Origin of the sequence: Longibacter sp. (assembly GCF_051155795.1) — a bacterium.
Lineage (GTDB): Bacteria > Bacteroidota > Rhodothermia > Rhodothermales > Salinibacteraceae > Longibacter.
Genome location: NZ_DAXETW010000076.1, coordinates 1 through 13,276, shown reverse-complemented (window position 1 = coordinate 13,276; position 13,276 = coordinate 1). Strand labels below are relative to the sequence as shown.

Genomic DNA, 13,276 nt, shown 5'->3' with positions numbered 1-13,276 from the left:
AACCAGCCGCCCTTGTACGGGTGCTTGCGGATCGCCCAAAGGATCCCCGTGATCAGGACGGCCATGGCGGTCTCATACAGCATCGTCGGATACACACCGTCCATTGCCGGGCCGCACTCTTCGATGATGGAGGCGTCGTTCACGTAGGCGTTGCGTGTATCCAATATGCTCCGGGGAAACTGCTCGGACCAGAGCCACGACGGGATCCACTGCGGCTTGTTCGCCAGATCCGAGCAGACCCCCCAGTCACCGTCCCCGGCCAGGTAGCAGCCAATCCGACCGATTCCGTACCCGAGCATCAAACCGGGAGCGATGGCATCGGCGACGCGTGGGATGCTGAGGTCGTATTTCCGGAGATACCACACGATCCCGCCGCCCGCCACGAGGAGTCCCCCATAAAACGTCAGACCGCCGGTCGAGAAAATCATCGCCGACGGCGCCTCCATGAAGTCGCCCAGGTTCTCCAGGATGTGGAAGATCTTCGCTCCCACGATGCCGAGAATGGCCGCCATCGCCGTAAGCGTGCCGACGAGCACCGACGGGCTCGCCTCGGTCTTCCGACGCGAGCCTTCCTCTTTCACGCGAACGCCGGAGATCTGACCCGCCCGGTACATCCGGTCCAGCTCACGCATCGTCAGGTACGCCGCCGCGATAATGGCGAGCGCCACCATGAGCCCGAACGAATAGATCGGGAACGGAAACTCGATGCCGAGGAGGTCCGAGAAGAGGTCACTAACCCGTGGGTACATGGCGACAGGATCTCTGGAGAGACGGTGGAAGGCGCTCCGTAAGCGCGGTCAGAATCTAGCCAAGACGATCGGGCTCGGCGGTCGGCGTGCACCGGTTCACTTCCGGTCCATCACGAAGTCGACGATGCCGTCGAACGGCACCTCGACCTGTTCGCCGCTCGCCATGTGCTTGACCTGCGCGGCACCCGCCTCGAGTTCGTTGCCCCCGATGATGATGGCGTAGGTCGCGTCCTGTCGGTTGGCCTCTTTCATCTGTGACTTCAGCGAACGCCCCTTCAGGTCGTGGGCGACGTGCAGCCCCTCGCGTCGAAACCGGTGCACCGTGCGAAAGACCCAGCGTTCCGCGTCCTCGCCGAGAGAGGCGAAGAACACGTCCGCACCGGCCGGTTCAGGAAGATCATTCCCGGCCGCCTCGATCGCGAGGAACAGACGCTCCATCCCTGCGGCAAAGCCGATCGACGGCACCGGCTGGCTGCTACCGATTTCTTCTGCAAGAAGATCGTACCGGCCTCCACCGGCAAGGGCACTTTGGGCGCCGAGGTCTGGACTCTCGAGTTCGAAGGCCGTTCGCGTATAATAATCGAGGCCCCGGACAAGCAACGGATCTTCCTCGTACTCGATCGACAGATCGTCGAGGTGGGTCTTGACGCGTTCGTAGTGCTCGCGGCTGTCCGCCTCGACGAAGTCGGTGAGCGCAGGCGCATTGGCGAGAATCTCCTGCTCGTAGTCGAGCTTCGTGTCCAGAATCCGGAGCGGGTTTTTCGCCAGACGACGACGGCTGGTTTCTGACAGATCGTCCTCGTACGGCTCGAGATAATCGCGCAGCGCGTTCACGAATTTCGCTCGGGCGTCCGGCATACCCAGTGTGTTGATGCGGAGCGAGGTGTTTTCCACCCCGAACGCGCGGTATATCGCCATCATGATTGCGATGGTCTCCGCGTCGGCCCGGGGATCATCGGCACCGATTACCTCAACCCCGAACTGGTGGAACTGTCGATACCTTCCCTTCTGCGGCTGCTCCGCACGAAAGCACGGGCCGATGTAAAACAGCTTCTGCACGCCCCCGCGCTGCTCCAGGTGATGCTGCAGGAAGGACCGCATCACGGGCGCGGTGATTTCCGGGCGTAAGACGTAGTTCGTACCCGACCGCTCAAACGCAAACATTTCCTTGGACACGATGTCGGTCATCTGACCGACGCCCCGGGCGACGAGCTCCGTCGGCTCAAAGATCGGCGTCCGGATCTCCTCCAGATTGTGGCGATGCATCACGTCACGGATCGTCTCCTCGACGGCATGCCACTCCGCACTGCTGGCGATGCGCGTGCCGCCGTCGCTGTACGCGTCGGGGAGGATGTCGAACGTGCCTTTGATGTTCTGAAACGACGTGCTCACGTCGGAATCGGGCAGGGTTAGGGGAAAAGGTCAGCGGTTGGGATGCAGGCGGCGGACGTCCGGACGTAGAGGGCCAATTTACAGGTCGGACGCACCCGAAACCTCGAACTCCCGCCGAAACCTCGGTGGGCGGGCAGGAGCGAGTCGGTTTCGGCCGGCGACTACTGGCGGAGATCGGCCTCGCCGTCTTTCAGCAGGCGCAGGACGTCGTCCGCCGAGGAGGCGTCACGCAGGCCTGAGCGCAGGTCATCGCGACTGACGAGCCGCGAGATCCGGCCGAGGATCTTGATGTGGTGCGACTTATCGGCCTCCGGTCCGACGAGCAGGAGAAGGAGATGGACGGGCTCGTCGTCGATCGCCCCGAATTCGACCGGGCGCTCGGTCGTGGCAAAGGCCGCGATGGTTTCCTGCGCCGCGTCCGTTTTCGCGTGGGGTAGACCGAGCCCCTTGCCCACGCCGGTCGACATCATCTCCTCACGGGAAAAAATCGCCCGTCTCACGGTGTCGATGCTGTCGATGGCCGGATGACCCGCCAGGACATCAACGAGGGCGTTGATGACGTCCGCCTTCGACGTTCCCGGGAGGCCGATCCGAATCCGGTCGGGGCTGAGCAACTGGTTGATCTCCGTCGTGCTGGTCGTCGGCATGCGCGGCCGGGCTTGGGTGAGCGAGCGCGTCGGGTGGCATTGCGGAGAATGCCACAGGACATGCGAACGCCAGGGCTGCGTGCATGTTCGGGGGGCCCGGCAAGGCCCGAAGAAGATGCAACGGAAACCCGCGGACCTATCCCTCCACGGTACGGATGCGCTCTAAAACGAAGTGCATGTCATCCGGCACGTCCACCTCAAACGCCATGTGCTCCCCCGAGGCCGGGTGATCGAAACCGAGGCGGTAGGCGTGCAGCGCCGGACGGGGCATTCGCTCGAAGAGCCGGTCGTAGAACGTCCGCCGCTTCCCGCCCTGCGTGCCATAGCGAACGGCCTGCCCGCCATATTTCGGGTCCCCGAGGACCGGATGGTTTTCTTCCGCCGCGTGGACGCGAATCTGGTGCGTACGTCCGGTCTCCAGTTCGAACTCAACCACGCTGGTATACCCGTGCTCTTCGATCGTCCGGTAATGCGTCGTGGCCTGCTTCCCCCGATCCGCGTCCACGACCGCCATGCGCTGCCGATGATGCGGATCCCGCCCGATGGGACCCGTGATGGTTCCCTCTCGCGGGTCGAACTGCCCCCACACGATCGCCCGATACCGCCGCTCCGTCGAGTGCTCCTTGAACTGAGCGGCAAGGGCCCGGTGCGCGCGATCATGCTTGGCCACGACCAGCAGCCCCGACGTGCCTTTGTCGAGACGATGAACAATCCCCGGCCGAACAACCGGGTGGTCGGGCCGCTCCGGCAGCGCGTTGATCATCGACAGCCCGACCTCAGCCTCTTCTGTATCCTCGTCATCGGCCGCGACCGAGTCCCCGCCCACGTGGTGCAGGAGAGCATTCACCAGCGTGCCGCTCCGGTGCCCCGGGGCCGGATGCACGACCATGCCGGCCGGCTTATTCACGACGAGCACGTCGTCGTCCTCGTACAGCACATCCAGTGGAATATCCTCCGGCGTCGCCTCCATCGGCGGTTTTCGTATGAGCCGGAAGACGATCACGTCTCCCGCGTCGACGCGATACGACTTCGACGCATCCCGTCCGTTCACCTTGACGTGGCCCTTCTTGATCGACCGCTGCACTTTGGTGCGCGACGACTCCGGGTAAAACTGGGTGAGGTACTTGTCGAGGCGTGCACCGCCCTCGTCCTTCGCCACGACGACCTCGACGGCGCGCCCCTCGCGCCGCACATCCGCCTCGTAATCCGATTCGTCGAACGACTCACTCATATCAATCAGACCCGGCCATTGAACCCTGAACGTTGAACCCTCAACCCTGAACGGACGCGCTCATCCCACAAAATCCGCGACGGCCTCCAGTGCGCGATCCAGATCGTCTGTCGTCACGTACGCGTGCGGCGAGAAGCGAACCTTCCGGTTCCTGACGGCCGTCGCCACGCCTGCTGACGTCAGGTGATCTGCCAGCGCTTCCGGTTCATCCGGCGCCACGGTGACGATGCCGCTACCGTGGGACGGATCGCTCGACCCGTAGCGGGGGAGGCCGAGACCGGCCAGCCCACCGGCCAGGTGCGCCGCCAGGTCGCGAACCTGGCGCTCGACGGCGTCCGAGCCCAGCGCGAGATGCTGCTCCAGGGCGGCGTTCATCCCCGCAAGCCCGATCCCATTGAGCGTGCCGCTCTCGAAACGACGCGCGTCGTCGTGAAACGTCAACTCGTAGTCGTCAAGCTCTTCCCAGTCGACCGGCCCGTGGAGCCACCCCGCCGGCGGCCGAATCTTGGACTGCAGGTCGCGCGAGCAGTACAGAATGCCGATCCCCTGCGGAGCCATGAGCCATTTATGCCCCCCGGCGGCCAGCACGTCGATACGGCAGGCGTCAACGTCCATCTCGAGCGCGCCAAGTCCCTGGATGGCGTCGACACAGAAGATGATGTCCCGTTCCGCGCACAGCCGTCCGATTTCCGGCAGGTCGGCCCGAAACCCGGACAGAAAGTGCACCCACGACACGCTCACAACGCGGGTGCCGGGACGGAGCGTTCGCTCCACATCTTCCACAGAGTAAGCGCCCTCCGACGTCGGGATAAAGTCGACCGCCACCCCACGATGCTTCTGGTTCAAAAACGGGAATACGTTTGTCGGAAACGAACCGTCGGGAATCGCGACGCGGTCGCCCGGCTGCCAGTCGAGCCCCTCGGCGAGGGCATTCAGACCGGCAGACGTGTTCTGGGCGAAGGCGATGCGATCATTGCTCGTCCCGACAAGCGATGCCACCTTCTCCCTCGTGTCCTGAAGGAGCGGCAAGAGCGTCGTCTCGAACCCATCGATCTGTGCCCCCGCTTCGACGCCGCCGCGCGTCCCGGCGTACTCGGCCATAGCGCTCCGAACCGGCGTGCTGAGCGGACTCGTTGCGGCGTGATTAAGGTACACCGAATGGTCGGTGTGAGGGAAGCCGCTGCGGAATTCGGCCAGGTTCATGGGAAAACGGTTCGAGAAAATGAAGAGCCGTCGGTGGAGCCATGCTCAAGAGATCGTGCTCGGCACAAAGCGATCAAACGTAGACACGTTGTCGCAAACAAACGTCTCGGTATCGCTAACGTACCGCCGCTCTTCGATGCGGAAGCGGTCGTCCATAATGTCGATCCGGTTGTAGAAATTGGTCTTCCGGTTCGACCCTCGGCCGCGCGTGCTCGTTGCCGTTCCGGCACTTGCGATGACGATGCGTCGCTCGTTCGGGACGATCTCGATTGGCTCCACATGCGAGATGTGAAGGTGGCCGCAAAGGATGAGGTGAACACCCGCCTCCGCGGCGACGTTGAGGGTTGCCTCTGCCTGTCTGGCGACATCGTGCGGCCCGAGGGCCTGAATTTGCGTCAGGTGGTGATGCAGAACGAGCACTTTGAACCGATCCTCCATGCCCTGGAAGAACCGCCGAATGGCATGGCGTTCGCGCGACCCGATCCGTCCGCCTTTGATCGTTCGGCCATGGGCGGAGTTGATCCCAAGAACCGCGATTTGGTCCGTGATGTGGTCCGGCGTCAGGTTCGCGCTGACCATCGATCGGTACCGGCGTAGCGGCGTGAGGAGCCGACGGACCGGCCGCCACCAGGGATACACATCGTGATTGCCCGGCACGACGATCACCGGCGGCTCGAAGCGCTGGAGCATGTCCGTCGCCGCGTCGAATTCAGACGGCCGCGCCCGCTGGGTGAGGTCCCCGCTGATGGTGACCAGATCGACCGCACGGTCGTTGATCTCCTGCACGAGCGCATCCACGATCCCTGGGTGCGCGATACGACCGAAATGCGGATCTGAAACGTGGGCGAGCGTCATAGCACGAGGCGTCGGGCAAGCGAGAGGGTCGCGTACCGAAGATACGTAATCGCCGCGACGCCCGGTGCAGGCACGTCGCGGCGAGTTCATCCTGGCCCGTCGACCGGAGCAAGGGCAACGTCCGGTCGGTCCGGGAAACGGTTTACAGAAGCATGTTCATCGGGTCCTCGAGGTAGCGCTTCACGTCCTGTAGGAATTGCGCGCCGACCGCTCCGTCTACCACCCGGTGGTCGCACGACAGCGTGATCTTCATACGCTTGCCCGGCACGACCTCGCCGTCTTCGACGACCGGTTCGTCCCTGATTTCACCGATGGCGAGGATCGCCGCGTTCGGCGGGTTGATAATGGCGGTGAACTCCTCGATGCCGAACATGCCGAGGTTGCTCGTGGTGAACGTCGAGCCTTCGAACTCCTCTGGCTGCAGTTCTCGGTTCCGGGCGCGCCCGGCCAGCTCGCGCGTCTCTTTCGAAATCTGCGCCAGTCCCTTCCGGTCGGCGTTTCGAATAACGGGCGTGATCAGCCCTTCGTCGATCGCGACGGCGATCCCGACGTGGACCTGGTTGTACTTGCGGATTTCCCCGTCCTCCGCCAGGTACGACGCGTTGACGTATGGATGCTGGCGCAATGCCAGGGCGCAGGACTTCGTGATGAAGTCGTTGAACGAGATCTTCGGCCCATCCTGCTTCTCCGTCAGCGCGTTGATCTTTTTTCGCGCCTCTACGGCATTCGCCATGTCGACGTCGACCGTAAGGTAAAAATGCGGAGCGGTGTACTTGCTCTGCGCCAGGCGACGCGAAATCGTCTTCCGCATTTGCGAGATGTTCTCGCTGTCGTACAGATCGCCGGCTTCGTCAACGACGCTGGTTGGCATCTCGAACGCCGGCTCGCTCGCCGGTCGCGGCGCCGGAGCGGATTCCGGCTCGGCAGGGACGGCCTCCCCTTCTTCGATGCGCGCCTCCACGTCCCGGCGCACAATGCGCCCCTCCGGGCCGGAGCCGTCCATCGTCGCCAGATCGATGCTGTGCTCCTGCGCCAGACGACGAGCAAGTGGGGACGCCTTGATGCGGCGCCCCTCCTCGTCGGTGCCAGCTGGGACCGGTTCGGGCTCCCGGTCGCGAATTTGTCCGTCCCCGGTGGGATCGGTCGACTCCGATGCCTCCTGCGGTGCGGTTTCGTCGTCGGACGGCGCGGACTCCGGACCGTCCGCAGCTTCGTCCGCTCCGGCTACAACGTCCGAGATGTCTTCGCCTTCCTCTCCGAGAACAGCGATGAGCTGCCCGATCGGCACGGAGTCGCCTTCATCGATCACCTTCTTCAGAAGGACGCCGTCGTCAAACGCCTCCACGTCCATGGTGGCCTTATCCGTCTCCACCTGGGCGATCACGTCGCCCGCCGACACCTCATCGCCCTCATCGACGAGCCAAGCCGACAGGACCCCATCTTCCATGGTGTCGGTGAGCTTGGGCATCTCAATTTCAATCGCCATAGGTCAGTCTCGCGTTTCGAGAGTCAGGAAAAACAATATCAGAGAATCCGGCCACAGCGACCGCCGGCGTCGCCGGTCCAGCAGGTCGCCTTACGTGTTTGCATGACTACGCTGCGGCGTACAGAACGCGCTTGCTGGCGCGGACGACTTCCTCCACGCTTGGCATGTAGCGGTCCATCAGGTTAGGGGCGTAGGGCGCCGGCGTGTCGGGCGGAGTGACGCGCAGAACGGGCGCGTCGAGATGATCGAAGGCGCGTTCCTGCACCTGATGCGTCACCTCCGATGCCACACTCGAGAACGGGCTGCTCTCGTCAACGACCACGAGCCGGTTGGTTTTCATCACCGAGCGAATGATCGTCTCGATGTCCAGCGGCTTGATCGTCCGCGGGTCGATGACCTCCGCACTGAAGCCCTCCTTCTCCAGCTCTTCTGCAGCGTTCATCGCGACGTGGTAGCTCTTCGAGTGCGCAACGATCGTCACGTCGTCCCCTTCCCGGGCGATCCGTGCTTTCCCGATGGGCAGGAGGTAGTCGGACGCGTCGGACACCTCGCCCTTCAGCCCGTACATCTGCTCGCTTTCCAGGAAGACGACCGGATCGTCGTCGCGAATGGCCGACTTCAGCAGCCCTTTCGCATCATCCGGGTTCGACGGTGCGACCACCTTCAGACCGGGGAAATTCGAGTACAGCGCCTCGGTCGAGTTCGAGTGGGTGGCACCCAGCTGGCCGGCGGCTCCGTTAGGACCGCGGAAGACGATCGGACAGCCAAACTGTCCCCCGGACATGTAGCGCATGTTCGGCGCATTATTGATGACCTGATCGAACGCAACGTACGAGAAATTGAACGTCATGAATTCGATAATCGGACGGAGGCCGCTCATCGCCGCCCCAATGCCGAGTCCGGCGAACCCGAGCTCGGCGATGGGGGTGTCGATGACGCGATCCGGCCCGAACTGGTCGAGCATGCCCTGACTGACCTTGTAGGCCCCGTCGTATTCGGCGACCTCTTCGCCCATGAGGAAGACGTTTTCATCACGCTCCATTTCTTCCGTCATGGCCGCGCGAATGGCTTCGCGAAGCTGTAGAGTTGCCATAAGTTGCGATGTCGAAGTTCAAAAGGTGAAATGGGTGGTCGGAGTCCCGCTGGCCAGGCCATCGGCCGGGCGCCGCACGTTCGCGCCCAACGAAGTGACTTAGCGAATGAACGGGTAATCCTCCTGGGCATATACGTGGTCGTAGATCGCGTCGTCGTCGGGGAAGTCACTGTTTTCTGCGAACTCGATTGCGTCGAGAACCTCCTGTTTGATCTCTTCGTCAAGCGTCTCGATCTCCGAGTCGGTGGCGACGCCCTGGTTGACGATGTACTGCTCGAGACGAACGATGGCGTCCTCGCTCTTCCGGGCATTCAGCTCGCCTTCCTGGCGATACTTCGCCGGATCAGAAATCGAGTGTCCCTGATACCGGTAGGTCCGGATCTCGAGCATGGACGGCTGTCCCTCTCGGGCGAGCGCCACGTGGTCCTTCACCGCACGGTTGACGCTGAAGACGTCCATTCCGCTGGCAAGGGAGCAGGGCATGTCAAACGAGCGGCCGTGCTTGAACAGGTCCGGCTCGGCCTGCACACGATCAACGGCGGTCCCCATCGCGTATTGATTGTTCTCGCAGATGAAGACGATCGGAAGGTCGTAAATCCCCGCCAGATTCAGCGCTTCTCGGTACGCGCCCTGTGCCATGGCCCCGTCCCCGAAGAAGCAGAGGCACACGTTGTCTTCCCCGCGATATTTATGCGCGAAGGCAATCCCCGCGCCGACCGGCAGGTGCGCGCCGACAATAGCGTGCCCGCCGAACATGCGCTTGCCGGCGTCGAAGAAATGCATCGAACCGCCTTTGCCCCGCGAGCAGCCGTCCCGCTTCCCGAAAAGCTCCGCCATGCAGACCCCGGGATCCATTCCCATCGCAAGGCCAATGCCGTGGTCACGGTAGGCCGTGATGACGGAGTCCTCACCGAGACGAATACCATAAACCGATCCGGTCGAGACCGCTTCCTGGCCGATGTATAGATGCAGGAAGCCGGATATCTTCTGGCGCTGGTACATCTGACGGCACCGCTCCTCGAACCGCCGCTGCAGCAACATATTGCGCAGCATCGGCATCAGGTCGTCATCCGACAAGTCGAGTTCATCATGCGAGAAACGGTCAGCCGGGTACGTATTGTATTCGACCGTTTCCGTAATCGGGCCGTCCGGAATGTCGATCGACTGGCGCGTCCACGGGCCCTCCGGCTCCGTCGCTTCGTCCGCCGCGGATTCGCTCACCGCGTCCTCATCGGCGGCACCATCGCCCGACGGTGCGTCGAGGGCGTCGGCGGGATCGGTTTGGGCCTTGCTCTTATCGTCTGCCATAGGTGAATGCGTCGTGCGTGGTGCGGGCAATGTGGGATGCCGGCCGGGCGTCTCGCAGGGGGACGTCGGCGAGTCGTTCCTACCGGCGCGATGAAGTGATGAAGTCAGCGCGTCGGTGAACGCGATGCGGTATGGGGCCCGACGTCGGCGCGCGCGGCACGAAGGTTCCGTTGCAGCACGCGCTGATCCGATTCAGTACAGCATCGGGCGGGGTTTCATAGAAGCAACGACATCATGCCTTTGTATCAGACCCCGGAAGCGCGGTTTCGCACGGTTCGTTCAAACATTTGCGAACGTTCGCTGCTTCGGGTCGCCGGAAGCGCTTTTTGAACCTCTTTCTCACCCGGAGCCACCCTCGGTTCCGCATGTTTACCATAATGAATATCCAGCACACGACCGGCTGTCCGGCGCGTTGCGGTTGGCGCACACGCTTGGTACCTTTTCAGCTTGAACGTGAACCTCGCGGCAACGCGCCTGCAGCGATGCCGACGCGGAATTCCCGTGTTCGTCCCCCCAACCCCTTTCCGTCTCTTCTTCTACCCGCCGTCCCCGCTCCACGTGCCCCCCACGGACTCTTCATCGGCCATCGATACCCATCCGACAAGATCAACGGCGACACGGGTCGACACCTCGTCGCTGGTCATTGTCCCGACATACAACGAGTCAGATAACATCCGGATCGTCATCGATCGTGTCATGCAGCTGGACGCGGATCTGTCGATCCTGGTCGTCGATGACGGATCCCCGGACGGCACGGCAAGCATCGTCCGTGAAGCGATGGACCCCTATCCCGGACGGGTCCACCTGATTCAGCGAGACGGGAAGCTTGGTCTGGGAACGGCCTACCTCCGCGGCTTTCGCTTTGCGCTGGACCACGACTACGAGTACATCTGCGAGATGGACGCCGACCTCTCGCACGACCCCGACGATCTGCCCGAATTGATCGCGCCCGTGAAAGCGGGCGAATGCGACCTTGCGATCGGCTCCCGCTATGTCGGCGGCGTCCGCGTCATCAACTGGCCGCTGTCGCGACTTGTGCTGAGCTATGGCGCAGGCGTTTACACCCGGGCCATCACGCGCATGCCCATCCGAGACGTTACGGCCGGGTTCAAGTGCTTCCACCGGCGCGTCCTCGAACAGCTGGACCTCTCGCGGGTGCACTCCAACGGCTACGCGTTCCAGGTTGAAATGCACTACCGCACCTGGCGCGAAGGCTTCCGGATCCAGGAGGTGCCCGTCATCTTTACCGAGCGTACGGAGGGACAGAGCAAAATGAGCAAGGCAATCGTCCGCGAGGCCGCCTGGAAGGTATGGGAGCTGCGACTGCGCGACCTGGTCGGGCGGTTGTGAATTGCGGATTTTCGATTGTCGATTGGAGATTGTCGATTTGATTGAATCGTACCAGCATTTGCCGTCTCCTCGGACAACGGCAATTCAACATTCTAAATCCACACGTCTGCATTCCCAGCATACCAACGATCCAACGTACCAACGATCCAACGTACCAACGCGCCAACGTATCAACGCATCAACGCGCTAACGATTCAACGCGTCAACGCTTGAAATCGCTGGCAACTCGGAGTTGGAGACGTTAACTTGGCGTACTGCTCTTGGGACCGCATCCGTTCTGCCCATGTCCGCTCCGCCCCGCGCGTCATCCGGCCCGCCCTTCGTCGAGCCGCCGGCCCGGCGTCACGCTCGCCTCATCTGTGACGCCTTCGACGCCTACCAGGCCCGCTTTCGCGTGATCACGCGTCGGGCGCAGCGCCGGTTCGAGCACCGCAACTGGAACGCTCTTCGGTCGGACGCTACCGAGCGGTTGACGCTCTACCGCCAGGTCGTCGACCACATCGAGTCCGACACCCGGCACCACCTGCGGGATCGACTCCACAGCAAAGACCTCTGGCGGCAGATCCGGAGCGCATACTCGAAACTCACGCGCGACAAGCGCGACGCCGAGCTGGCGGAGACGTTTTACAACTCGCTGACCCGCCGGATCTTCAATACCGTCGGCGTGGACCCGCACATCGAGTTCGTGACCACGGATATCACCGGGCCACACGAGCCGCCGGAAGAACCCGTCGCCGTCACGTTCTCGGACCGGCCGTCTACGGATGCGTATCTGGACGCCATTCTGGAAGCCTACGCGTTCGACGCCCCCTACGCGCGCCGCACAGATGACATCCGCCGCGCGGCACGCTTCATCGACCGGCGCCTCGACCGGCGGGGCCTGGATGGTCCCATCCGGCAGATCAGCCTCGCACGCCCCGTCTTCTACCGGGGCATCGGTGCCTACCTCGTCGGCTCCCTCACCGTGGGCGACGTCGACGTGCCATTCACGCTCTCCTTCCACCACGATGACGACGGCATCGTCATCGACGCCGTCCTGCTCCGCGAAGACGACGTCAGCATCCTCTTCAGCTTCGCTCGTTCATACTTCCTGGTCGACACGCAGCACCCGCATTCGCTCGTCCACTTTCTCAAAGACATCCTTCCCCGGAAGCGAATCGCCGAGCTCTACATCGCGATCGGCTACAACAAGCACGGCAAAACGGAGCTGTATCGTGATCTGCTTCATCACTTTCAGCATACCGACGACCAGTTCGAGCGCGCCGCCGGCCAGCGCGGCATGGTGATGACCGTCTTCACGATGCCGAGCTACGATATGGTCTTCAAGCTCATCAAAGACGAGTTCGACTATCCGAAGTCGACCACGCGCGCAGCGGTCAAGGACCGGTACCACCTCGTGTTCAAGCACGACCGCGCCGGCCGGCTCGTGGACGCGCAGGAGTTCGAGCATCTTCGGCTGAATGAACGGCTCTTTCGGAACGAGCTCGAGAATGAGCTGCTTGACATCGCGAGCGACACCGTGCATCACGACGGCGACCGCGTCACGATCGACCACTGCTACGTTGAGCGACGCGTAACCCCGCTCGATCTCTACATTCGGGAAAACGACTACGAAGCCTCCCGCGCCGCGCTCGCCGATTACGGCAATGCGATCAAAGACCTCGCCCGAACGAATATTTTCCCGGGAGACTTACTGCTGAAGAACTTCGGCGTGACCCGCCACGGACGCGTCGTCTTCTACGACTACGACGAACTCGGCTTCGTGACGGACTACAACTTCCGGTCGAAGCCGCAGGCGCAGAATTACATGGACGAGCTGTCCGCCGATGCCTGGTTCTACGTCGGGCCCGATGACGTCTTCCCCGAGGAGTTTCGAGTTACCATGGGCGTCAGCGACGAACTCATGGCGGCATTCGAATCGCTGCATGGCGACCTGTTCACCGCCTCCTTCTGGAACGACGT

General features: G+C 62.8%; 11 protein-coding genes. 2 read left to right on the top strand and 9 right to left on the bottom strand.

All coding sequences use genetic code 11. The annotated features are described in order from the left end of the window. The 9 genes from ACFCU0_RS08340 to pdhA all read right to left on the bottom strand — a co-directional run. A partial coding sequence (locus ACFCU0_RS08340) for a prolipoprotein diacylglyceryl transferase (protein ID WP_434973205.1) occupies positions 1-749 on the bottom strand: 749 nt, incomplete at its 3' end. A gap of 96 nt (positions 750-845) precedes the next feature. Beyond that, positions 846-2,141 (bottom strand): histidine--tRNA ligase, encoded by a 1,296-nt coding sequence (gene hisS / locus ACFCU0_RS08335; RefSeq protein ID WP_434973204.1) that lies wholly within the window; start codon positions 2,139-2,141, stop codon positions 846-848. 161 nt (positions 2,142-2,302) lie between these two features. Further along, positions 2,303-2,788, bottom strand: a complete 486-nt coding sequence (locus tag ACFCU0_RS08330; protein ID WP_434973203.1) for a PTS sugar transporter subunit IIA — start codon at positions 2,786-2,788, stop codon at positions 2,303-2,305. Between the two features lie 136 nt (positions 2,789-2,924). Then, on the bottom strand, positions 2,925-4,019 hold the full coding sequence (locus ACFCU0_RS08325) for an RluA family pseudouridine synthase (RefSeq protein ID WP_434973202.1): 1,095 nt from the start codon (positions 4,017-4,019) through the stop codon (positions 2,925-2,927). A gap of 60 nt (positions 4,020-4,079) precedes the next feature. Then, positions 4,080-5,222, bottom strand: coding sequence for an aminotransferase class V-fold PLP-dependent enzyme (locus ACFCU0_RS08320; RefSeq protein WP_434973201.1), 1,143 nt, complete (start codon positions 5,220-5,222; stop codon positions 4,080-4,082). A 45-nt stretch (positions 5,223-5,267) separates the two neighbouring features. After that, on the bottom strand, positions 5,268-6,077 hold the full coding sequence (locus ACFCU0_RS08315; RefSeq protein ID WP_434973200.1) for a metallophosphoesterase family protein: 810 nt from the start codon (positions 6,075-6,077) through the stop codon (positions 5,268-5,270). Positions 6,078-6,219: 142 nt separating this feature from the next. Continuing rightward, positions 6,220-7,563 carry a pyruvate dehydrogenase complex dihydrolipoamide acetyltransferase gene (locus ACFCU0_RS08310; RefSeq protein ID WP_434973199.1) on the bottom strand — a complete coding sequence of 448 codons (1,344 nt, stop codon included), beginning with the start codon at positions 7,561-7,563 and terminating at the stop codon, positions 6,220-6,222. A 106-nt stretch (positions 7,564-7,669) separates the two neighbouring features. Further along, complete coding sequence (locus ACFCU0_RS08305) at positions 7,670-8,656, bottom strand: pyruvate dehydrogenase complex E1 component subunit beta (protein ID WP_434973198.1); 987 nt, start codon at positions 8,654-8,656, stop codon at positions 7,670-7,672. A 99-nt stretch (positions 8,657-8,755) separates the two neighbouring features. Then, a complete protein-coding gene (gene pdhA / locus ACFCU0_RS08300; protein ID WP_434973197.1) occupies positions 8,756-9,964 on the bottom strand; it encodes a pyruvate dehydrogenase (acetyl-transferring) E1 component subunit alpha in 1,209 nt (402 codons plus the stop codon). Positions 9,965-10,549: 585 nt separating this feature from the next. Between pdhA and ACFCU0_RS08295 the strand changes: the two genes are divergently transcribed. Beyond that, the gene (locus ACFCU0_RS08295; RefSeq protein ID WP_434973206.1) at positions 10,550-11,314 is read left to right on the top strand and encodes a polyprenol monophosphomannose synthase; all 765 of its coding nucleotides are present in this window, start codon (positions 10,550-10,552) and stop codon (positions 11,312-11,314) included. A 283-nt stretch (positions 11,315-11,597) separates the two neighbouring features. Beyond that, positions 11,598-13,276: bifunctional isocitrate dehydrogenase kinase/phosphatase (gene aceK, locus ACFCU0_RS08290; protein WP_434973196.1), on the top strand; the 1,679-nt coding region annotated here is incomplete at its 3' end.